The 21308-nt window shown below is 60.9% G+C and carries 19 protein-coding genes; 6 read left to right on the forward strand and 13 right to left on the reverse strand.

The features are described 5' to 3' along the window. Positions 1-7: 7 nt before the first annotated feature. Positions 8-385: a COG4315 family predicted lipoprotein gene (locus GIW79_RS03130; RefSeq protein ID WP_054896059.1), complete on the reverse strand. Its 378-nt coding sequence runs from the start codon at positions 383-385 to the stop codon at positions 8-10. A gap of 152 nt (positions 386-537) precedes the next feature. Here GIW79_RS03130 and phoB point away from each other — a divergent pair, with 152 nt between their 5' ends. The 3 genes from phoB (at position 538) to GIW79_RS03145 (ending at position 4238) form a co-directional block, all read left to right on the forward strand. Continuing rightward, complete coding sequence (gene phoB, locus GIW79_RS03135; RefSeq protein WP_003195617.1) at positions 538-1227, forward strand: phosphate regulon transcriptional regulator PhoB; 690 nt, start codon at positions 538-540, stop codon at positions 1225-1227. A gap of 126 nt (positions 1228-1353) precedes the next feature. Beyond that, the gene (gene phoR, locus GIW79_RS03140) at positions 1354-2640 is read left to right on the forward strand and encodes a phosphate regulon sensor histidine kinase PhoR (protein WP_236452661.1); all 1287 of its coding nucleotides are present in this window, start codon (positions 1354-1356) and stop codon (positions 2638-2640) included. Between the two features lie 257 nt (positions 2641-2897). Then, positions 2898-4238, forward strand: coding sequence for a hemolysin family protein (locus tag GIW79_RS03145; RefSeq protein WP_003195620.1), 1341 nt, complete (start codon positions 2898-2900; stop codon positions 4236-4238). 140 nt (positions 4239-4378) lie between these two features. On the opposite strand, the gene GIW79_RS03150 is transcribed toward GIW79_RS03145, so the two are convergent. The 7 genes from GIW79_RS03150 to GIW79_RS03180 all read right to left on the reverse strand — a co-directional run bounded on the left by GIW79_RS03150 (position 4379) and on the right by GIW79_RS03180 (position 13930). Further along, on the reverse strand, positions 4379-5278 hold the full coding sequence (locus tag GIW79_RS03150; protein ID WP_034129124.1) for a response regulator: 900 nt from the start codon (positions 5276-5278) through the stop codon (positions 4379-4381). A gap of 164 nt (positions 5279-5442) precedes the next feature. Beyond that, complete coding sequence (gene phoU, locus GIW79_RS03155; RefSeq protein WP_034129125.1) at positions 5443-6204, reverse strand: phosphate signaling complex protein PhoU; 762 nt, start codon at positions 6202-6204, stop codon at positions 5443-5445. A 115-nt stretch (positions 6205-6319) separates the two neighbouring features. After that, complete coding sequence (gene pstB / locus GIW79_RS03160; protein ID WP_003195626.1) at positions 6320-7153, reverse strand: phosphate ABC transporter ATP-binding protein PstB; 834 nt, start codon at positions 7151-7153, stop codon at positions 6320-6322. 177 nt (positions 7154-7330) lie between these two features. Further along, the gene (gene pstA / locus GIW79_RS03165; protein WP_034129126.1) at positions 7331-9001 is read right to left on the reverse strand and encodes a phosphate ABC transporter permease PstA; all 1671 of its coding nucleotides are present in this window, start codon (positions 8999-9001) and stop codon (positions 7331-7333) included. A 15-nt stretch (positions 9002-9016) separates the two neighbouring features. Then, on the reverse strand, positions 9017-11050 hold the full coding sequence (locus GIW79_RS03170; protein ID WP_169918798.1) for an ABC transporter permease subunit: 2034 nt from the start codon (positions 11048-11050) through the stop codon (positions 9017-9019). Positions 11051-11534: 484 nt separating this feature from the next. Then, on the reverse strand, positions 11535-12521 hold the full coding sequence (locus GIW79_RS03175; RefSeq protein WP_003195633.1) for a phosphate ABC transporter substrate-binding protein PstS: 987 nt from the start codon (positions 12519-12521) through the stop codon (positions 11535-11537). 119 nt (positions 12522-12640) lie between these two features. Further along, positions 12641-13930 carry an MFS transporter gene (locus tag GIW79_RS03180; RefSeq protein WP_034129128.1) on the reverse strand — a complete coding sequence of 430 codons (1290 nt, stop codon included), beginning with the start codon at positions 13928-13930 and terminating at the stop codon, positions 12641-12643. A gap of 406 nt (positions 13931-14336) precedes the next feature. On the opposite strand from GIW79_RS03180, the gene GIW79_RS03185 reads away from it, so the two are divergent. Both GIW79_RS03185 and GIW79_RS03190 read left to right on the forward strand, forming a co-directional pair. Next, positions 14337-14741: an acyl-CoA thioesterase gene (locus tag GIW79_RS03185; RefSeq protein WP_003176975.1), complete on the forward strand. Its 405-nt coding sequence runs from the start codon at positions 14337-14339 to the stop codon at positions 14739-14741. A gap of 58 nt (positions 14742-14799) precedes the next feature. Then, positions 14800-15699 (forward strand): D-hexose-6-phosphate mutarotase, encoded by a 900-nt coding sequence (locus tag GIW79_RS03190; protein WP_236452635.1) that lies wholly within the window; start codon positions 14800-14802, stop codon positions 15697-15699. 114 nt (positions 15700-15813) lie between these two features. Here GIW79_RS03190 and GIW79_RS03195 read toward each other — a convergent pair whose 3' ends face one another. The 5 genes from GIW79_RS03195 to GIW79_RS03215 all read right to left on the reverse strand — a co-directional run bounded on the left by GIW79_RS03195 (position 15814) and on the right by GIW79_RS03215 (position 19609). After that, complete coding sequence (locus tag GIW79_RS03195) at positions 15814-16350, reverse strand: DUF3299 domain-containing protein (protein WP_003195640.1); 537 nt, start codon at positions 16348-16350, stop codon at positions 15814-15816. 77 nt (positions 16351-16427) lie between these two features. Beyond that, entirely contained in the window at positions 16428-16673 is a 246-nt protein-coding gene (locus GIW79_RS03200; RefSeq protein ID WP_005792540.1) for a GlsB/YeaQ/YmgE family stress response membrane protein, read from the reverse strand. A gap of 105 nt (positions 16674-16778) precedes the next feature. Further along, positions 16779-17864, reverse strand: coding sequence for a 5-(carboxyamino)imidazole ribonucleotide synthase (locus GIW79_RS03205; RefSeq protein WP_020302828.1), 1086 nt, complete (start codon positions 17862-17864; stop codon positions 16779-16781). Positions 17865-17875: 11 nt separating this feature from the next. After that, on the reverse strand, positions 17876-18367 hold the full coding sequence (purE, locus tag GIW79_RS03210; protein ID WP_003195648.1) for a 5-(carboxyamino)imidazole ribonucleotide mutase: 492 nt from the start codon (positions 18365-18367) through the stop codon (positions 17876-17878). A gap of 333 nt (positions 18368-18700) precedes the next feature. Continuing rightward, positions 18701-19609, reverse strand: a complete 909-nt coding sequence (locus tag GIW79_RS03215; protein WP_019818139.1) for a LysR substrate-binding domain-containing protein — start codon at positions 19607-19609, stop codon at positions 18701-18703. Between the two features lie 181 nt (positions 19610-19790). Between GIW79_RS03215 and aspA the strand changes: the two genes are divergently transcribed. Further along, positions 19791-21215, forward strand: coding sequence for an aspartate ammonia-lyase (gene aspA, locus GIW79_RS03220; protein ID WP_236452639.1), 1425 nt, complete (start codon positions 19791-19793; stop codon positions 21213-21215). The last annotated feature ends 93 nt before the right edge of the window (positions 21216-21308 follow it).

Consider the following 21308-nt stretch of genomic DNA (forward strand, 5'->3'; position numbering starts at 1 on the left):
CGCTTAGTCAGGGCTTGATGATGTGCCAGACGCTACCTTTGCCATCACCGGTCTTGTCACCGGCTTTCTTGTCGTCCTTGTAGGTGTAGACAGGCTTGCCTTTGTAGGCCCACTGGCTGGTCTGGTCGTCGCGGGTGATCACCGTCCAATCGCCGGTCTTGGTGTCGGTGGACTCTGCCTTCAGCGGTGGCCAGTTGGTCGCGCACTGGTCCTTGCACACTGATTTGCCATCAGCGTCCTTGTCGAAGGTGTAGAGCGTCATGCCCTTGTGGTCCACCAACATCCCATCTTTAGTCATCGCCGGCTCTGCCGCAAACGCCAACCCTGGCAGCGTCAACACCGCAGATACCAGCAGGGTTTTCCAGGAAACAGTGCTGTAAGTCATCGGAACCTTCCTTTTGTGGTTGTCAGGATTCGGACCCAAAGGGTAGTTCAGAGTGCCGTTAATTGCCCAAGCGACTAAATTACTGTCACACGACTGCAATAATTCCGTTATCTAATGCGGCGCAAGACAGTTAAATGACAAGAGGATTGAGCATGGTTGGCAGGAGCATTCTGATCGTTGACGACGAAGCGCCCATTCGCGAAATGATCGCCGTCGCGTTGGAAATGGCCGGCTATGACTGCCTGGAGGCGGAGAACTCCCAGCAGGCCCACGCCATTATCGTCGACCGCAAGCCGGACCTGATCCTGCTCGACTGGATGCTGCCCGGCACCTCGGGCATCGAATTGGCCCGCCGTCTCAAGCGTGACGAGCTGACCGGGGATATCCCGATCATCATGCTCACCGCCAAGGGCGAAGAGGACAACAAGATCCAGGGCCTGGAAGTGGGCGCCGATGACTACATCACCAAGCCGTTTTCCCCACGGGAACTGGTGGCGCGCCTCAAAGCCGTGCTGCGCCGCGCCGGCCCGACCGATGGCGAAGCGCCTATCGAAGTCGACGGCTTGATCCTGGACCCGATCAGCCACCGAGTGACCATCGACGGCAAGCCTGCGGAGATGGGGCCGACCGAATACCGCTTGCTGCAATTCTTCATGACTCACCAGGAGCGCGCCTACACCCGCGGCCAACTGCTCGACCAGGTATGGGGGGGCAACGTCTATGTGGAAGAGCGCACTGTGGACGTGCATATCCGCCGCCTGCGCAAAGCCTTGGGCGACGCGTACGAGAATCTGGTACAAACCGTGCGCGGTACCGGCTATCGGTTTTCTACCAAAGGTTGAGCAATCAGCCACAAGCCGCAAGTTAAAAGCGGGACTGCTTAAGCTTGGAGCTTGCAGCTTGAAACTTGAAACTGCTCCGAAGGACGCACCTTGAACCAGAACTGGCATGGCACCCTGATCCGCCACATGCTTCTGTTGATCACTGCCTGCCTGCTGGTCGGGCTGATCAGTGGCTATTACGGCTGGAGCCTGGCCGCCGGCATCGCGTTGTACCTGGGCTGGACCCTCAAACAATTGCTGCGCCTGCATGAATGGCTGCGCCAGCACAAACCCGATGAGGCCCCCCCCGATGGCTATGGCCTGTGGGGCGAGGTGTTCGACAGCATCTACCACCTGCAGCGCCGCGACCAACGGGTACGCGGGCGCCTGCAAGCGGTGATCGACCGGGTGCAGGAGTCCACCGCCGCGCTCAAGGACGCGGTGATCATGCTCGACAGCGACGGCAACCTGGAATGGTGGAACCGTGCCGCCGAGACTCTGCTGGGCCTCAAGACGCCCCAGGACAGCGGCCAGCCGGTGACCAACCTGGTGCGTCACCCGCGCTTCAAGGAATACTTCGAACAGGACAACTACGAAGAAGCCTTGGAAATCCCCTCGCCCACCAACGACCGCGTGCGCATCCAGCTGTACCTGACTCGCTACGGCAACAACGAGCACTTGATGCTGGTACGTGATGTGACCCGTATTCACCAGCTGGAACAGATGCGCAAAGACTTCGTCGCCAACGTTTCCCATGAGCTGCGTACGCCCTTGACGGTGATTTGCGGCTACCTGGAGACGTTGCTGGACAATGTCGATGAGATCAACCCGCGCTGGAGCCGCGCCCTGCAGCAGATGCAAGTGCAAGGCTCGCGCATGCAAACCCTGCTTAACGACCTGCTGTTGCTGGCCAAGCTTGAAGCCACGGACTACCCCTCGGACAACCACCCCGTGGCGGTGCAGAGCCTGTTGCAGACGATCAAGAACGATGCCCAGGCCCTCTCGGGCGAACGCGGGCAGCAGATCACGCTGGAGGCCGACCCAACCGTATTGCTCAAGGGCAGTGAAGGCGAATTGCGCAGTGCATTCTCCAACCTGGTGTTCAACGCGGTGAAGTACACCCAGGACAAGGGCAATATCCGCATTCGCTGGTGGGCCGACGAGCACGGCGCGCACCTGAGTGTGCAGGACTCGGGTATCGGTATCGACGCCAAGCACCTGCCGCGCCTGACCGAGCGCTTCTACCGTGTCGACTCCAGCCGCAACTCCAACACCGGCGGCACCGGGCTGGGCCTGGCCATCGTCAAGCATGTGCTGCTGCGCCATCGGGCCCGCCTGGAAATAAGCAGCGTGCTGGGGCGTGGCAGTACCTTTACCTGTCATTTTCCGCCGGCGCAGGTAAACCGTTCGCGAGCGGTCGAGGCCGATGATTAAGCGGAAGTGAGCACGGCCCACTGTGGGAGCTGGCTTGCCTGCGATGACGGCGGGTCAGCCAAATTATCGGTAGCAGGCAGACCGCCATCGCAGGCAAGCCAGCTCCCACACGGGTTCTGCGACACGACTTTGCAGCCCCGCCCGGCAGCGGGCACTAGGCAAGCGCCCCGTCAGCCGCTACATTGGCCGACTTGCGCCTGCCTTTCAGGCCTACCTGTCACCCCTTATTGAACACACGGAACCTGCAAAACCCCATCATGGACCCTTCCCCTGGCATTACCCTCGCTACACTCTTCGCCGATTTCGGCATGATTCTTTTTGCACTGATCCTGGTACTGCTCAACGGTTTCTTCGTTGCGGCGGAATTTGCCATGGTCAAACTGCGCGCCACCCGCGTCGAGGCCATCGCCCATAAGAACGGCTGGCGCGGGCAGATCCTGCGTACCGTGCACAGCCAGCTCGACGCCTACCTCTCGGCTTGCCAGTTGGGTATCACCCTGGCGTCCCTGGGCCTGGGCTGGGTCGGTGAACCGGCTTTTGCGCACATTCTCGAGCCGATGCTGGGCGCGGTCGGCGTGCAGTCGCCGGAAGTGATCAAGGGCGTGTCGTTCTTTGCCGCCTTCTTCGTGATTTCCTACCTGCACATCGTGGTCGGTGAGTTGGCCCCAAAATCCTGGGCGATTCGCAAACCCGAGTTGCTGTCACTGTGGACGGCCGTGCCGCTGTACCTGTTCTACTGGGCGATGTACCCGGCCATTTACCTGCTCAACGCCAGTGCCAACGCCATCCTCCGTATCGCGGGCCAAGGCGAGCCTGGCCCGCACCATGAGCACCATTACAGCCGCGAAGAACTCAAGCTGATCCTGCACTCCAGCCGTGGCCAGGACCCCAGCGACCAAGGCATGCGCGTACTGGCCTCCGCCGTGGAAATGGGCGAGCTGGAAGTAGTGGACTGGGCCAACTCCCGGGAAGACCTGGTGACCCTGGACTTCAACGCCCCGCTCAAGGAAATTCTCGCGCTGTTCCGTCGCCATAAATTCAGCCGCTACCCAGTGTATGACGCGGTGCGCAACGAGTTTGTCGGCTTGCTGCACATCAAGGATTTGCTCCTGGAACTGGCTGCCCTGGACCATATCCCCGAATCGTTCAACCTGGCCGAATTGACCCGCCCACTGGAACGCGTATCGCGGCATATGCCGTTGTCGCAACTGCTGGAGCAGTTCCGCAAAGGCGGCGCGCACTTCGCCCTGGTGGAAGAAGCCGACGGCAAGATCATCGGCTACTTGACCATGGAAGACGTGCTGGAAGTGCTGGTGGGCGATATCCAGGACGAACACCGCAAGGCCGAGCGCGGCATCCTCGCCTACCAGCCCGGCAAACTGCTGGTGCGTGGCGACACGCCGTTGTTCAAGGTGGAACGCCTGTTGGGCGTCGACCTGGACCACATCGAAGCCGAAACCCTGGCCGGCCTGATCTACGACACGCTCAAGCGCGTGCCGGAAGAAGAAGAAGTGCTGGAAGTTGAAGGCTTGCGGATCATCATCAAGAAGATGAAAGGGCCGAAGATCGTGTTGGCCAAGGTGCTGTTGCTGGACTGACTGTAAACCAGTCGCCCTCTGTAGGAGCGAGCTTGCTCGCGAAAAACTCACAGGCGCCGCGTTTATTCAGGAAGCACGCGTTATCGTTGGCGTTTTTCGCGAGCAAGCTCGCTCCTACAGGGGATAGGCGTCGCGGTGCTTCACGCACCCGGCACGAAATGCTTCTGCGCCGTGCCACGGGCGATCAGGCGGGATATGTAGTCCAGCTTCTGCGCATCCTGGTCGATAAAGCGGAAAGTCAGTTGCAACCAGTCGCTGTCGGGCTTGGGCTCGTAGGCGACGATGGCGTGCAGGTAGCCGTTGAGCCGTGCGACTTCGGCGTTGTCGCCCTGTTCAAGGTCGAGCACGGCGCTTTCCAGTACTTGTGGCAGGACCTCGCCACGCTTTACCACCAGCAACGCTTCCTTGATGCTCAGGGCCTTGATCACGCATTGCTGGGTGCCGCTTGCGAGGCGCAACTGGCCCTGACCGCGACTGCCCGTCGGCGCCGCTGCTGCGGGGGCCTTGGCTGGCGGTGTATTGAGCAGACCTTTGCTGGGCGCCGCCACCGGGGCCGGCTTGACCGCTTCGGGTTTGCCGCCGGTCAGGGCGCTCAGGGAGTCGTTGCCAAAGGCTGAGTTCATCTTGGTCGGCGCGCTGGCAATCAGCGCATCGAGGCGACCGATCTTGTGCAGGGCCTGCTTGACCTTGTTCAGCAACTGCTCGTTGGTGAACGGCTTGCTGACGTAGCCGGAAACCCCCGCCTGAATCGCCTGCACCACGTTTTCCTTGTCGCCACGGCTGGTCACCATCACGAACGGCATGGCCTTCAGGTGCGCTTGCTCGCGGCACCAGGTCAACAACTCAATGCCAGACATTTCCGGCATTTCCCAGTCACACAGCACCAGGTCGAAGGTTTCGCGCATGAGGATGGATTGCGCCTTTTTGCCGTTCACCGCATCTTCGATCTTGATCCCGGGGAAGTAATTACGCAGGCACTTCTTCACCAGGTCGCGAATAAACGAGGCGTCATCCACCACCAACACACTGACTTTACTCATCGACCCTTCATCCTATAAAAACGTCTGCAAAACGCCTGACTGATGGCATTTTGCCAAAACTCGCGGGTCACAGAAGGACTTTATGGCGCCTGCTGTGCAAAAAATTCAGATGCCGCAAACAAAAACGCCCGGCCAGAGGCCGGGCGTTAATTTCTCGGGCAACCTTACTTATCGTCAGATTCGCCCGGAACATTAGGGATTAGATCAGCAGTGCCTTCAACTTCGGCCTTCATGCGCTTGAGGCCCATGTGCCGGACGTCGGTGCCGCGCACCAGATAAATCACCAATTCCGAGATATTGCGCGCGTGGTCGCCGATACGCTCCAGGGAGCGCAGCACCCAGATAATGTTCAAGACCCGCGAGATCGAACGCGGGTCTTCCATCATGTAGGTGGCCAACTCGCGCAGCGCGGTCTTGTATTCGCGGTCGATGATCTTGTCGTACTGAGCCACCGACAACGCCAGTTCGGCGTCAAAGCGGGCGAAAGCGTCGAGGGCATCGCGCACCATGTTGCGCACCTGATCGCCGATATGGCGCACTTCCACGTAGCCACGGGGCGCCTCACCCTCTTCGCACAGCTGGATGGCGCGGCGGGCAATCTTGGTGGCTTCATCGCCAATGCGCTCCAGGTCGATCACCGACTTGGAAATGCTGATGATCAAACGCAGGTCCGAGGCCGCTGGCTGGCGGCGGGCAAGAATGCGCAGGCACTCTTCGTCGATATTGCGTTCCATCTGGTTGATCTGCTCGTCAATCTCACGCACCTGCTGAGCCAGGCCCGAGTCGGCCTCGATCAGCGCGGTGACCGCATCATTGACTTGCTTCTCCACCAGCCCGCCCATCGCCAGGAGGTGGCTGCGCACTTCCTCAAGCTCGGCATTGAACTGCGCGGAGATGTGGTGGGTAAGGCCTTCTTTGCTAATCATGGGGTTGCTCCGCAAAAGCTGTAAGCCGCAAGCTACAAGCTGCAAGCTGATGTGTGTCGTTCCGTTGAACTGCTCTTACTTGCCGCTTGAAACTTGCGGCTTGCAGCTGCTCCAACTAGCCGTAGCGACCGGTGATGTAGTCTTCGGTCTGCTTCTTCGCCGGATTGGTGAACAGGGTGTCGGTATCGCCGAACTCCACCAGCTTGCCCATGTACATGAACGCGGTGTAGTCGGAAACCCGCGCCGCCTGTTGCATGTTGTGGGTCACGATGACGATGGTGAACTTGGACTTGAGCTCGTAGATCAGCTCTTCGACTTTCAAGGTGGAGATCGGGTCGAGCGCCGAGCACGGTTCGTCGAGCAGCAACACTTCCGGCTCTACGGCGATGGTACGGGCGATCACCAGGCGCTGCTGCTGGCCGCCGGACAAGCCGAGTGCCGATTCGTGCAGGCGGTCCTTGACCTCGTCCCACAATGCCGCGCCCTTGAGCGCCCACTCAACCGCTTCGTCGAGGATGCGTTTCTTGTTGATGCCCTGGATACGCAGGCCGTAGACCACGTTTTCGTAGATGGTCTTGGGGAACGGGTTAGGCTTCTGGAACACCATGCCCACGCGGCGACGCAGTTCGGCCACGTCTTCGCCCTTGCGGTAGATATTGGTGCCGTAGAGGTTGATTGCACCTTCTACACGGCAACCGTCCACCAGGTCATTCATGCGGTTGAAGGTACGCAACAACGTGGACTTGCCGCAGCCCGACGGGCCGATGAAGGCGGTCACGCGTTGCTTGGGGATGTTCATGCTGACATCGAACAGCGCCTGCTTGTCGCCGTAGTACAGGCTCAGGCCGGGGACTTCGATGGCCACGGTTTCCTGGGCCAGGCTCAGGCTCTGCTTGTCGCGACCCAGGGCAGACATGTTGATGCCGTGGGATTGGGTTTCGTGTTGCATGGGATGCTCCCTGTGCTACCAATTCATTTCGTTGAACCGCCGGGGCGGCTTACTCAAATTCTGTGCCTGACACCGAGCCCTGTGGGAGCTGGCTTGCCTGCGATACGGGCGGCGCGGTATTGCAGTAAAACCGCGGTGATGCTATCGCAGGCAAGCCAGCTCCCACATTGGATCGCATTAGCTGTCCAGCGCTTTGTATTTTTCGCGCAGGTGGTTACGAATCCACACTGCCGACAGGTTGAGCGTGGCGATCACCAGTACCAGCAGCAAGGCGGTGGCGTACACCAACGGCCGTGCGGCTTCGACGTTGGGGCTCTGGAAGCCGACGTCATAAATATGGAAGCCCAGGTGCATGATCTTCTGGTCCAGGTGCAAGTACGGGTAGTTGCCATCCAGCGGCAGCGACGGCGCCAGCTTCACTACACCCACCAGCATCAGCGGTGCCACCTCACCCGCGGCACGGGCCACGGCGAGGATCATGCCGGTCATCATCGCCGGGCTGGCCATTGGCAGCACGATCTTCCACAACGTTTCCGCCTTGGTCGCGCCGAGCGCCAGGGAGCCTTCACGCACGGTGCGAGGAATCCGCGCCAAGCCTTCTTCGGTGGCCACGATCACCACGGGCACCGCCAGCAGCGCCAGGGTCAGCGAAGCCCAGAGCAACCCCGGCGTACCGAAGGTCGGCGCAGGCAGCGCTTCAGCGAAGAACAGACGGTCGACCGAGCCCCCCAATACATACACGAAGAAGCCCAGGCCGAACACGCCGTAGACGATAGCCGGTACGCCGGCCAGGTTGTTCACGGCGATGCGGATGATGCGCGTCAACGTGTTCTGCTTGGCGTACTCACGCAGGTACACCGCAGCCAGTACGCCAAACGGGGTCACGATCATTGCCATGATCAGGGTCATCATCACGGTGCCGAAGATGGCCGGGAAGATCCCGCCTTCGGTGTTGGCTTCCCGTGGGTCATCGCTGAGGAATTCCCAGACCTTGCTGAAGTAGAAGCCGATCTTGGTCATCGTGCCCATGGCGTTCGGCTGATAGGCGTGCACCACTTTGCCGATGCCGATTTCCACTTCCTTGCCGTTGCCGTCACGCGCCGTCAGGGCGTCGCGGTTGAACTGGGCATGCAGGTCGGCCAGGCGCGCTTCGATGTCCTGGTAGCGGGCGTTCAGCTCGGCGCGGTCGGCGTCCATGTCGGCCTGGGCGGCAGCGTCGAGCTTGCCTTCCAGTTCCAGTTTGCGACCGTGCAGGCGGATGCGCTCCAGCCCTGCGTTGATCGCGCCAATATCGGTTTTTTCCAGGCTCTTGAGCTGAGCGGCCAGCTTGTTCACGCGGTCCACGCGGGCTTGCAGCTCAGGCCACGCGGCCTCGCCTTCGGCAATCACCTTGCCGTCCTGCTTGACGTTGACCAGGGTGCCGTAGAAGTTGCCCCACTCACGACGCTCGATGGCCATCAGGTTCGCAGGCTTGGTCTGGTCCTTCAGCCACTCACCGACAATCCAGGTGAAGTCGTTACCGTTCAGGTCGCGGTTGCCGACCTTGATCAGCTCACGGGTCATGAATTCCGGGCCTTGGTCCGGCACCGGCAGGCCCGCGCTTTTCAGGCGCTCACGCGGCACTTCTTCTTTCTGCACCACTTCGCCGATCACGATGTGGTTGGCCTGGCCTGGCACGTTGTAGTTGGCCTGGATCAGGTCGGCCGGCCAGAAATGGCCCAGGCCCCGCACCGCAATCACAGCCAGCAAACCAATGGTCATGATGACCGCGATGGACACCGCGCCACCGCTGATCCAGACGCCAGGGGCGCCGCTCTTGAACCATCCATTCAGGGAGTTCTGTTTCACAGACTTCTACCTTTCTTAAAGCGACGAGTATTTCTTGCGCAGACGCTGACGAATCAGCTCGGCGAGGGTGTTCATGATGAAGGTGAACAACAGCAGCACCAGCGCCGAGAGGAACAGCACGCGGTAATGACTGCCGCCCACTTCCGACTCGGGCATCTCCACCGCAACGTTGGCCGCCAGGGTGCGCAGGCCCTCGAACAGGTTCATCTCCATCACCGGGGTGTTACCGGTAGCCATCAGTACGATCATGGTCTCGCCCACGGCGCGACCCATGCCGATCATCAGCGCCGAGAAGATGCCTGGGCTGGCGGTGAGGATGACCACGCGGGTCATGGTCTGCCACGGCGTGGCGCCCAGGGCCAGGGAGCCCAGAGTCAGGCCGCGTGGCACGCTGAACACGGCGTCTTCGGCGATGGAGTAGATGTTCGGGATCACCGCAAAACCCATGGCCAGGCCGACCACCAGCGCGTTGCGCTGGTCGTAGGTAATGCCCAGATCGTGGGAGATCCACATGCGCATGTCACCGCCGAAGAACCAGGTTTCCAGGTACGGGCTCATGTACAGCGAGAGCCAGCCCACCAACAGGATCACCGGAATCAGGATCGCGCTTTCCCAACCATCGGGAACGCGCAGGCGGATCGACTCAGGCAAGCGGCTGAAGACAAAGCCGGCGACCAGGATGCCAATCGGCAACAGCATCAACAGGCTGAAAATGCCCGGCAGGTGCCCTTCCACATACGGCGCCAGGAACAGGCCGGCGAAGAATCCGAGGATCACCGTCGGCATGGCTTCCATCAGCTCGATCACCGGCTTGACCTTGCGGCGCAGGCTCGGCGCCATGAAGTAAGCGGTGTAGATCGCTGCAGCAACCGCCAGTGGCGCCGCCAGCAACATGGCGTAGAACGCGGCCTTCAAGGTACCGAAGGTCAGCGGGGCCAGGCTCATCTTGGGTTCGAAGTCAGTGTTGGCGGCCGTGGATTGCCAGACGTATTTAGGCTCGTCGTAGTTCTCGTACCAGACCTTGCTCCACAACGCGCTCCACGACACTTCCGGGTGCGGGTTGTCGAGCAACAACGGTTGCAGCTTGCCACCCGCCTCGACAATCACACGGTTGGCCCGTGGCGACATGCCGAACAGACCCTGGCCGTCGACCACCGGGTCCACCAGCAAGGTGCGGTGGGCAGTGCTGTGGAACACGCCGAACTGGCCAGCAGCATCCAGGGCGGTGAAGCCTTTGCGGCGCTCTTCAGCGCTGATTTCGACGATGGGCGCGGTGCCCATCTGGAAGGTGCGGATCTGCTTCAGGCGCTGTTCGCCATCGGGGTCGCGGGCCATGAACCACTGGGCCAGGCCGCCTTTGGAGTTACCCAGGATCAGCGAGATACCGCCGACCAACTGGGTGCTGGCGGTGATTTCCGTGTCGGCGTCTTCCAGCAGTTTGTAGCGACCGTTGAGGCTCTTGTCGCGCAGGCTGAACACGTCGGCCAGGGCACGACCGTTGATCACATACAACCACTGCTGGCGTGGGTCGATGAAGATCGCCTTCACCGGCTCGGTCATCTGCGGCAGCTCGACGCGCTTCTGCTCGCTGGTGACCTCACCGGTCATCATGTTTTCTTCACGGCTCAGGGTCAGCACGTTCAAGTGCGAACCGGCGGAACCTGCCACCACCAGGGAGGTATCGGTGGCGTTGAGCGCAACGTGTTCCAGGGGGCGACCGGTGTCATCCAGCACGATCGGCGTTTCGCCGTAGGGGTACTCGATAGCTGGGGTGATGGTTTTCTTGCCGTCCGGGTACGACACCTTATAGGTGTGGCGGAACACCAAAGACTGGCCATTGGACAAGCCGAGAATCACCAGCGGGCTGCCCGGCTGATCTTCACCAATGGAAGCAACGCTGGTACCGGCCGGAATCGGCAGGTCGACACGCTTGAGCTCGGCACCGGTGTCCACGGCAAAGAACAGCGCCTGGCCCTTGTCGGAAACCCGCATGGCGACCTGGTTCTGTTCTTCGAGGGAGATCATCAACGGCTTGCCGGCGTCCTGCATCCAGGCGGGCGTCAACGCGTCTTCCTTGCTCAACGAGGCGCCCTGGAACAACGGCGCAACCACATAGGCGAGGAAGAAGAAGATCAGGGTAATGGCGGCCAGCACGGCGAGGCCGCCGACCAGTACATACCAACGGGTGAAGCGATCCTTGAGCGCCCGGATGCGGCGCTTGCGTTGCAGCTCAGGCGTATTGAAATCAATGCGCTTGGGAGGGGAAGTCGTTGTCATGGTGGAATTGGCCAGATCATTCATGCGCACACCCTAGCGATCCTGTATGACAGAAAGATGACAGTGCAGTGACGCAACAAATCCGCCGCGAAGCAGGGCTGGCAGCGGATAAAAAATTAGGGATGCAGACTGCTTATGTGGGAGCGGGCTTGCCCGCGATGGCATCAACACGATTTCAACGCTAAACCGCGTCGCCAGCATCGCGGGCAAGCCCGCTCCCACAGAAAAGCATGCGTCTACATCAGGTATCGCAGGCTTAGTTGCCTTCTTTCAGACCCAGGTCGGCCAGGGCCTTGGCGGCGACTTTGGCTGGCAGTGGGATGTAGCCGTCTTTGACCACTACTTCCTGGCCCTGCTTGGACAGCACCAGTTTCACGAACTCAGCTTCCAGCGGCGCCAGCGGCTTGTTCGGGGCTTTGTTGACATACACGTAGAGGAAACGCGACAGCGGATACTTGCCGTTCAGGGCGTTTTCTTCGGAGTCTTCGATGTAGTCAGTGCTGCCTTTCTTGGCCAATGGCACGGTCTTCACGCTGGCGGTCTTGTAGCCGATGCCCGAGTAACCGATGCCGTTCAGCGAGGAGCTGATCGACTGCACCACCGAAGCCGAGCCCGGTTGTTCGTTCACGTTTGGCTTGTAGTCGCCTTTGCACAGGGCTTCTTCCTTGAAGTAGCCGTAGGTGCCAGATACCGAGTTACGCCCGAACAGTTGCACTGGCTTGTTGGCCAGGTCGCCGGTCACGCCCAGGTCACCCCAGGTTTTCACATCGGCTTTGGCGCCGCACAGACGCGTCGACGAGAAGATCGCATCGACCTGTTCCATGGTCAGGTGCTGGATCGGGTTGTCCTTGTGCACAAATACCGCCAGGGCATCCACGGCAACCGGGATTGCCGTTGGCTTGTAGCCGTACTTCTGCTCGAAGGCAGCCAGTTCGGTGTCCTTCATCTTGCGGCTCATCGGGCCCAGGTTGGAGGTGCCTTCAGTCAACGCAGGTGGCGCAGTGGCAGAGCCGGCAGCTTGAATCTGGATGTTGACGTTCGGGTATTCCTTTTTATAACCCTCGGCCCACAGGGTCATCAGGTTCGCCAGGGTATCGGAACCGACGCTGGACAGGTTGCCCGACACACCAGTGGTCTTGACGTAAGCCGGGATTGCCGGATCAACACCAGCGGCCACCGCGTTGGCGGTCGCAACGCCAGCAGCGACAAAAGTCATTGCCGCCATCAAACGTTTCAGTTTCATGCCTTGCTCCTAGCAGATAGGGATAATTGGATCGGGGCCAAGTATCGGCAGGCCGTGTGAACACTCTATGTCTGAAATATGACAATTAGATGAAAGGCCACTATCTGAATGTGCAGGCTTCAGCGGCCGCGCTTCCACAGATACCCGCCCACCAGCATCCCCATCACACACAGGACGGCCACATAGTAAGCCGGGCCCATCGGGCTCTCCTTCATCAGCAGCGACACCGCCAATGGCGTCAACCCGCCGAACACGGCATAAGCAACGTTGTAGGAGAACGACAGACCGCTGAAGCGCACCACCGGCGGGAAGGCTTTGACCATCACGTAGGGCACCACGCCGATGGTGCCGACAAACAGACCCGTCAAGGCATACAACGGGAACAGCCAGTCGGGGTGGGCCATCAGGCTGTGATACAGCGTCCAGGAAGTCGCCAGCAGCAGTGCGCAACCTGTGACCAGCACGCGACCGGCGCCAAAACGGTCGGCCAGCGCACCCGAGGCGATGCAACCCAGGCTCAGGGTCACGATGGCCAGACTATTGGCTTGCAGCGCCACCGTAGGGCTGAAGTGGTAGATGGTTTGCAGCACGGTCGGGGTCATCAGGATGACTACCACCACGCCGGCCGACAATAGCCAGGTCAGCAGCATCGACAGCACAATCGCGCCACGGTGATCGCGCAACACGGCGCGCAAGGGCAGTTCAGCGGCCAGGCTCTTGCGTTGCTGCATCTCGGCGAAGATCGGGGTTTCATGCAGCCAACGACGCAGATACACCGACAGCAGGCCGAATACGCCGCCGAGCAGGAAAGGAATCCGCCAGGCGTAATCAGAGACCTGTTCCGGTGTATAGGCGCTATTGATGGCGGTAGCCACCAACGAGCCCAGCAGAATACCGGCGGTGAGGCCGCTGGTCAGGGTGCCGCAGGCGTAGCCGATGTGGCGCGGCGGGACGTGCTCGGAGACGAACACCCAGGCGCCCGGCACTTCGCCGCCAATCGCCGCGCCCTGGATGATGCGCATCAGCAGCAACAGGACCGGCGCCCACAGGCCGATCTGCGCATAGGTGGGCAGCAGACCCATGATCAGGGTGGGTACGGCCATCATGAAGATGCTCAGGGTGAACATCTTCTTGCGCCCCAGCAGGTCACCGAAGTGCGCCATGATGATGCCGCCCAAGGGGCGCGCCAGGTAGCCGGCGGCGAAGATGCCGAAGGTCTGCATCATGCGCAGCCATTCGGGCATGTCGACAGGGAAGAACAGTTTCCCGACCACGGTGGCGAAAAACACAAAGATGATGAAGTCGTAGAACTCCAGCGCTCCACCCAGGGCAGACAGCGACAGGGTTTTGTAGTCGTTGCGGGTCAGCGGGCGCGAGGGTTGCGCACTGCTTGCGGGCACGGAGGACATGGCAAGGCTTCTCTTATAGTAATCATCGTAAAGGACTGCACGCCCGTGACTTGCGGCGGGTTTGGCAAGATAGCAAATCGCCCGAAAAAGCACAGCGCCAGGAGCACAGTTGCGCGCAAAAGCCCCGATACAGCGTCTATTTACCGACCAAATGAGCGTCGGGAGGTCGTCGTGGCGCCAGGGTCTCGATATACTCGCCGGTGCAAGCGCCAGACCCGCTGTCTTGAGGGGCTGCTGTGCCAAAACGTTGTTGGGTGCCATCCAGCCGATTTGGCAGAGTTTCCCTTTAGTTCGCCTTACGAGAAACGCATCGAGCGGTGTATGTTGGTGCTGAAACGTTTTTCTGAGAAGACGGCTATCCACTTGAAATACCCATGAAGCGTCACGGGTCAGAGGCACCCTCGGCATGATCGAACTCGAACAAGAAGATCCTATCCCGCAAGGCGATCTCGCCCTGCAAATCACCGCGCTCCCGCGTGAAACCAACGGTTTTGGCGATATCTTCGGCGGCTGGCTGGTCGCGCAGATGGACCTCGCCGGCACGGCAATGGCCAGCAAGGTCGCCGGTGGGCGCGTGGCCACCGTGGCCATTGATCGCATGGCGTTTCTGGTGCCAGTGGCCGTGGGTGCGCAGCTTTCCTTCTATACCCAGGCCCTGGAAATCGGCCGCAGTTCGATCCAGATGATGGTCGAAGTGTGGAGCGACGATCCGTTGTCCAGCGAATGGCGCAAGGTGACCGAAGCCGTATTCGTGTTCGTCGCCATCGATGGCAGCGGCCGCACGCGCTCGGTACCGTCACGGGCGCGTTAAACCTCGCCGCGTTTTAGCGGTCAATTGCCCCATTGCCTGCCACTAAGAGAGCTTTGTCATGCCTACGCCCCACGTTGAGACGGTAAAAATCGACGAGCTGGACTGCTGGCGCATCCGCCACAACGGCGCCGAGCTGATGGTGGCCCAACAGGGTGCGCATATCTTCAGTTACCAGCGCGAGGGCGAACAGCCGCTGATCTGGCCGAACCCTGAGGCAGCGTTCAAGCAGGGCAAAGGCATTCGTACTGGCGTACCGGTGTGCTGGCCGTGGTTCGGGGTGTTCGACCGCAACCCGCAAAGCGTCAAAGCCATGCGCCAGAGTGATCAGCCTGCCGGCGCCCACGGTTTTGTGCGCACCGCCCGCTGGGAACTGGCCACCACCGAACTCGACGGCCAGACGCTGCGAGTGGACCTGGTATTGCCGGTGCCGGCTGGCGGCTTTCCAGGCTGGCCCCATCAGGTAGACCTGACGCTGAGCCTGCTGTTGGATGACCAACTGCACATCCGCCTGACCAGCCACAACCGCGGCGCCGACGCCGTGACCCTCAGCCAGGCATTGCACACCTACTTCGCCGTGAGCGATGTGCGCAAAGTGCAGGTCAAGGGGCTGGATGGCGTGGCCTACATCGATACCGCCGACGGGTGGACCGAGAAACAGCAAGCCGGGCTGCTGCACTTCAGCGCCGAAACAGACCGCATTTACCTGAATACGCCGGCCCAGTTGAACATCGTCGATAGCGATTGGCAGCGCCGTATCCAGCTCACCAGCGAAGGCTCGAAATCCACCGTGGTCTGGAACCCCTGGACCGAACGCGCCAAGGCTTTCGACGATATGGCCGATGACGGCTGGCAGGGTATGTTGTGCATCGAGACGGCCAACGTGCTGGACGATGTTGTGAACCTGGCGCCCGGCGAAAGCCACACTCTAGGCGTGAGCATCACGGCACTGGCCTTGTAAACCCAATCAAATGTGGGAGCTGGCTTGCCTGCGATGCAGGCAACTGGGTGTATCAGGAACACCGAGGCGTTGCTATCGCAGGCAAGCCAGCTCCCACAGATTATGCTCTGAGCTTTAGAGATCAGACTCCTTCACCACCCGCACCTTCCCCGCCTCCAGCGCATACGCGGCATCTGCCAAGTCGTTATTGACCTTCTCCACCTTCAGCGTGCCCGTGACCCACAGCGGCGTGTAGATATCATCCAGCTTCAACCCCTTGGGATAGCGCACCAGCACCAGTTGATTAGGCGGCGGTGGCGGCACGTGTATGCAGGCGCCCGGGTAAGGCACGAGGAAGAACAATGTGCTGCGGCCCTTGGCGTCCGTTTCAAGCGGCACCGGATAGCCGCCAATGCGGATATTCTTGCCGTTCATGGCCGCTACGGTCTTGGTGGAATACATCACCGCAGGCAGGCCCTTGCTCTGCTTCAAGCCACCCTTTTCGGTGAACGTGCCTTGAGCTTCGGGGGAGTTGTGGTCGATCTCGGGCATGGCTTCGAGAGCTTTCTGATCCGACAGCGGCATCAGGTCGAGCCAGTCGGTTTCCGGCAGTTCGCCAGCGTGCGCCAGGCCAGAGCCCAGCAGAAGAAGCGTTAACAGAAGACGGCGCATGGAGAGGCTCGGCAAATACAAGTGCCGAGCATTCTAGCCCTCTGCGCCTGCGCAGCGCAGAGGACTTTGTCGGCTGATTACTTCTTTTTGATCAGGCCGTAGATCACCAGCAACACGATGGCACCCACCAGCGCGCCGATGAAACCTGCGCCCTGGCCTGCCTGGTAGATCCCCAGGGCCTGACCGCCGTAGGTCGCGGCCAGGGAACCGGCGATACCCAGCAGGATGGTCATGATCCAGCCCATGCTGTCGTCGCCAGGCTTGAGGAAGCGCGCCAGCAGGCCGACGATCAAGCCGATAAAGATGGTTCCGATGATACCCATGGCATTTCCCTCTGATTGGTATGAGTCATGCCAAAGCCTAGTCAGGCTTTGGCATCCTGCAATCAGAGAGACGCAGAACCCCAATGGTTCCCGCCGTGGCCAGGCTTATTGTTCGGCGATCAGTGCTTCAACCTTGAGGATCTGCGCCTGCAGCGTCGCACGGTCCTTGCAACGCAGGTTGGCGTGGCCGACCTTGCGCCCGGCCTTGAAGGCCTTGCCGTAGTGATGCACGTGACAATCGTCGATCGCCATCACACGCTCCACCGGCGGTACAGAGCCGATGAAGTTGAGCATGGCGCTCTCGCCGACCTTGGCCGTGGAGCCCAACGGCAAGCCCGCCACCGCCCGCAGGTGGTTTTCGAACTGGCTGCACTCGGCGCCTTCGGTGGTCCAGTGCCCGGAGTTGTGCACACGCGGGGCGATTTCGTTGGCCTTGAGGCCGCCGTCGACTTCAAAGAACTCGAACGCCATTACACCAACGTAATCCAGCTGCTTGAGCACACGGCTGGAATAGTCTTCGGCCAGGGCCTGCAACGGGTGGTCCGTACTGGCTACCGACACTTTCAGGATGCCGTTGACGTGGGTGTTGTGCACCAACGGGTAAAAGCGGGTTTCGCCATCACGGGCACGTACGGCAATCAGCGAGACTTCGCCGGTGAACGGCACGAAGCCTTCCAGCAGGCAGGCAACGCTGCCCAGCTCGGCAAAAGTGCCGACCACATCGGCCGCGGTGCGCAGGACTTTCTGGCCCTTGCCGTCGTAGCCCAGGGTGCGGGTTTTCAACACCGCCGGCAGGCCGATGCTGGCGACCGCCGCGTCCAGGTCCGCCTGGGACTGGATATCGGCGAAGGCCGGGGTCGGAATGCCCAGGTCCTTGAACATGCTCTTTTCGAACCAGCGGTCGCGAGCGATGCGCAAGGCTTCGGCGCTCGGGTACACCGGCACGAACTGCGACAGGAAGGCCACGGTTTCGGCCGGGACGCTTTCGAATTCGAAGGTCACAAGGTCAACTTCATCGGCCAGTTGGCGCAGGTGGTCCGGGTCGCTGTAGTCAGCGCGCAGGTGTTCACCCAGGGCCGCAGCGCAGGCGTCCGGCGCCGGGTCCAGGAAAGCGAAGTTCATCCCCAGCGGCGTACCCGCCAAAGCCAGCATGCGGCCCAGTTGGCCGCCACCGATTACACCGATTTTCATCGTCAACAACCTCAGGCGATGCGTGGGTCTGGATTGTCCAGCACGCTGTCTGTCTGCTCAGCACGGAATTTTTTCAGCACCGCATGAAACTGCGGGTGCTTGGCGCCCAGGATGCTGGCGGACAGCAAGGCTGCGTTGATCGCACCGGCCTTGCCGATCGCCAGGGTTGCCACCGGAATGCCAGCCGGCATCTGCACAATGGACAACAGCGAATCCACGCCCGAGAGCATCGACGACTGCACCGGCACGCCAAGCACGGGCAGGTGAGTCTTGGCCGCACACATGCCAGGCAAGTGCGCCGCGCCGCCGGCACCGGCGATGATCACCTCGATGCCACGGGATTCTGCTTCATCGGCATACTGGAACAGCAAATCCGGGGTGCGGTGGGCGGAGACCACCTTCACTTCGTACGGAATGCCGAGTTTTTCCAGCATATCGGCGGTGTGGCTAAGGGTGGACCAATCGGACTTGGAGCCCATGATCACGCCAACCAATGCACTCATCGTCGTGCCTCTTCTCTCTGGGCGCCCGCAGGCGCGTCAAAAAACAACAAGCCACGCGGGAAATCCAGCGTGGCTTGGTGTACGAATTAAGGCCGGTTTGGACCGGCCGAAGGCCGCGCAGTATACCGTAATAATCCAGATAAACAGCCCCTGGGATGACCATCTGTCTAGCGGCGCAAAGTGGCGGTTTTATTGACTTAAGAGTCAGCGAATACACCACGAAATCCTGTGGGAGCTGGCTTGCCTGCGATAGCAGTGGATCAGAGCCAAATAGGTTGGCTGACACACCGCTATCGCAGGCAAGCCAGCTCCCACATGTGTTCTGCGCTGGGCTCAAGCGCTTTGCGCTGCCCCACCTTCCAGCTTCCTCCACAACAACCGCACATTCGCCTTGCGCACCAACGCGCAGCGATACAAGCGAATCTCCAGCGGCACATGCCATTGCGGCCCGCCGCACACCACCAGTTCGCCACGTGCCAACTCTGCACGTACGCTCAACTGCGGCACCCAGGCGATCCCCAAGCCTTCGAGCGCCATGCTCTTGAGGCTGTCGGCCATGGCGGTTTCATAGATGGTGGTAAAGCGCAGAGCCCTCTGGCGCAGCAGCAAATTCACCGAGCGGCCCAGGAATGCGCCGGCGCTGTAGGCCAGCAGCGGCACGCTGCCCTCGCCCTCCAGGTCGAACAGCGGCTTGCCCTCGGCATCGGCGGCGCACACCGGGAGCATTTCGGTGTTGCCCAGATGCAGCGACGGGAAAATCTCGGCGTCCATTTGCATAGCCGCGTCGGGGTCGTAGAACGCCAGCATCAGGTCGCAACCGCCTTCGCGCAGGGCGTGCACGGCGTCGCCGACGTTGGTGGCGACCAGCCGCGTGGCGATATTCAAGCCCTCGTTGCGCAACTGCGCGATCCACCGCGGGAAGAACCCCAAGGCCAGGGAGTGGGCGGCCGCCACTTGCATGACTTCGCCCTGCCCGCCTTCCAGGTGATGCAAATGGCGCAGTACTTCACCGAGCTGTTCGACCACGGTGCGCGCCGTCACCAGAAACAACTGCCCGGCCGCCGTCAGCTCCACCGGCGTACGTGAACGGTTGACCAGCGTCAGCCCCAGCGCGGCTTCCAGGCTGCGGATACGCCGACTGAACGCCGGCTGGGTGACAAAGCGCCGCTCAGCCGCCTGGGAAAAACTACGCGTCGCCGCCAGGGCGCTGAAGTCTTCCAACCACTTGCTCTCAAGGTTCATCACTGCCTCCCACGGAATGCACCATTTTGGCACACACGCCCGCCAAGATAACCGGGTCACATCCACATTATGCCGTTTGTGCATAGGCCAGTGTTTAACAGCATTGGCCCAAAAAGTTCTACAAGCCTAGCATTCGCAGCGTTCCGGCCAGTTCCGGGTCCATATTGAGATGATTTCCGTCATGTCCTCTGCTGCATCATTCCGTACCGAAAAAGACCTGCTTGGCGTACTCGAAGTACCGGCTCAAGCGTATTACGGCATCCAGACCCTGCGAGCGGTGAATAACTTCCGCCTCTCGGGCGTTCCGATTTCGCATTACCCGAAATTGGTGGTCGGTCTGGCAATGGTCAAGCAAGCGGCCGCTGACGCCAACCGCGAGTTGGGCCAGCTCAGCGAAGCCAAGCACGCTGCCGTCAGCGAAGCCTGTGCTCGTCTGATCCGCGGCGATTTCCACGAAGAGTTCGTGGTGGACATGATTCAAGGCGGCGCCGGCACTTCAACCAACATGAATGCCAACGAAGTCATCGCCAACATCGCGCTGGAGGCCATGGGTCACCAGAAGGGCGAATACCAGTACCTGCACCCCAACAACGACGTGAACATGGCGCAGTCGACCAACGACGCCTACCCGACCGCGATCCGCCTGGGTCTGCTGTTGGGCCATGACGCGCTGCTGGCCAGCCTCGACAGCCTGATCCAGGCGTTCGCCGCCAAAGGCGCCGAGTTCAGCCATGTGCTGAAAATGGGCCGCACCCAGTTACAAGACGCCGTGCCGATGACCCTCGGCCAGGAATTCCGCGCTTTCGCCACTACCCTGGGCGAAGACCTGGCGCGCCTGAAGACCCTGGCACCGGAGCTGCTCACCGAAGTGAACCTGGGCGGCACCGCCATCGGCACCGGCATCAACGCCGACCCACGTTACCAGGCCCTGGCCGTACAACGCCTGGCCACCATCAGCGGCCAGCCGCTGGTACCGGCGGCCGACTTGATCGAAGCCACCTCCGACATGGGCGCCTTTGTACTGTTCTCCGGCATGCTCAAGCGTACCGCCGTGAAGCTGTCCAAGATCTGCAACGACTTGCGCCTGCTGTCCAGCGGCCCACGCACCGGCATCAACGAGATCAACCTGCCGGCACGCCAGCCAGGCAGCTCGATCATGCCCGGCAAGGTCAACCCGGTGATTCCGGAAGCGGTTAACCAGGTGGCATTCCAGGTGATCGGTAACGACCTGGCCCTGACCATGGCAGCCGAAGGCGGACAATTGCAGTTGAACGTGATGGAGCCGCTGATCGCCTTCAAGATCTTCGACTCGATCCGCCTGCTGCAACGCGCCATGGACATGCTGCGCGAGCACTGCATCGTCGGCATCACCGCCAACGAAGCACGCTGCCGCGAACTGGTGGAGCATTCCATCGGCCTGGTCACCGCGCTGAACCCGTACATCGGCTATGAAAACGCCACCCGCATTGCGCGTATCGCTCTTGAAAGCGGGCGCGGCGTGCTGGAACTGGTGCGTGAAGAAGGCTTGCTCGACGACGCCATGCTCGACGACATCCTGCGCCCGGAAAACATGATCGCTCCACGCTTGGTCCCGCTGAAGGCCTAAGCGTTTGTTGCACCGCTCACCAGGTTGAGGGACTAGACACCTCTCACCTTTTGAGGGCCTGAAGGCTCGTTCTTCAGGCCCTTTTTTTTGCCT

Source organism: Pseudomonas sp. PA-7-1E, assembly GCF_021605325.1.
Lineage (GTDB): Bacteria > Pseudomonadota > Gammaproteobacteria > Pseudomonadales > Pseudomonadaceae > Aquipseudomonas > Aquipseudomonas fluorescens_BV.

What these genes read in the sequence shown, in the direction of transcription:
- GIW79_RS03205 (WP_020302828.1), bottom strand. Translation starts at nt 17,864, where the DNA reads ATGAAAATCGGTGTAATCGGTGGCGGCCAACTGGGCCGCATGCTGGCT.
- phoU (WP_034129125.1), bottom strand. Translation starts at nt 6,204, where the DNA reads ATGATTAGCAAAGAAGGCCTTACCCACCACATCTCCGCGCAGTTCAAT.
- GIW79_RS03200 (WP_005792540.1), bottom strand. Translation starts at nt 16,673, where the DNA reads ATGGGTATCATCGGAACCATCTTTATCGGCTTGATCGTCGGCCTGCTG.
- aspA (WP_236452639.1), top strand. Translation starts at nt 19,791, where the DNA reads ATGTCCTCTGCTGCATCATTCCGTACCGAAAAAGACCTGCTTGGCGTA.
- pstB (WP_003195626.1), bottom strand. Translation starts at nt 7,153, where the DNA reads ATGCAACACGAAACCCAATCCCACGGCATCAACATGTCTGCCCTGGGT.
- GIW79_RS03215 (WP_019818139.1), bottom strand. Translation starts at nt 19,609, where the DNA reads ATGAACCTTGAGAGCAAGTGGTTGGAAGACTTCAGCGCCCTGGCGGCG.
- GIW79_RS03130 (WP_054896059.1), bottom strand. Translation starts at nt 385, where the DNA reads ATGACTTACAGCACTGTTTCCTGGAAAACCCTGCTGGTATCTGCGGTG.
- purE (WP_003195648.1), bottom strand. Translation starts at nt 18,367, where the DNA reads ATGAGTGCATTGGTTGGCGTGATCATGGGCTCCAAGTCCGATTGGTCC.
- GIW79_RS03190 (WP_236452635.1), top strand. Translation starts at nt 14,800, where the DNA reads ATGCCTACGCCCCACGTTGAGACGGTAAAAATCGACGAGCTGGACTGC.
- phoB (WP_003195617.1), top strand. Translation starts at nt 538, where the DNA reads ATGGTTGGCAGGAGCATTCTGATCGTTGACGACGAAGCGCCCATTCGC.
- GIW79_RS03195 (WP_003195640.1), bottom strand. Translation starts at nt 16,350, where the DNA reads ATGCGCCGTCTTCTGTTAACGCTTCTTCTGCTGGGCTCTGGCCTGGCG.
- GIW79_RS03150 (WP_034129124.1), bottom strand. Translation starts at nt 5,278, where the DNA reads ATGAGTAAAGTCAGTGTGTTGGTGGTGGATGACGCCTCGTTTATTCGC.
- GIW79_RS03175 (WP_003195633.1), bottom strand. Translation starts at nt 12,521, where the DNA reads ATGAAACTGAAACGTTTGATGGCGGCAATGACTTTTGTCGCTGCTGGC.
- GIW79_RS03180 (WP_034129128.1), bottom strand. Translation starts at nt 13,930, where the DNA reads ATGTCCTCCGTGCCCGCAAGCAGTGCGCAACCCTCGCGCCCGCTGACC.
- GIW79_RS03170 (WP_169918798.1), bottom strand. Translation starts at nt 11,050, where the DNA reads ATGCAGGACGCCGGCAAGCCGTTGATGATCTCCCTCGAAGAACAGAAC.
- phoR (WP_236452661.1), top strand. Translation starts at nt 1,354, where the DNA reads ATGCTTCTGTTGATCACTGCCTGCCTGCTGGTCGGGCTGATCAGTGGC.
- GIW79_RS03185 (WP_003176975.1), top strand. Translation starts at nt 14,337, where the DNA reads ATGATCGAACTCGAACAAGAAGATCCTATCCCGCAAGGCGATCTCGCC.
- GIW79_RS03145 (WP_003195620.1), top strand. Translation starts at nt 2,898, where the DNA reads ATGGACCCTTCCCCTGGCATTACCCTCGCTACACTCTTCGCCGATTTC.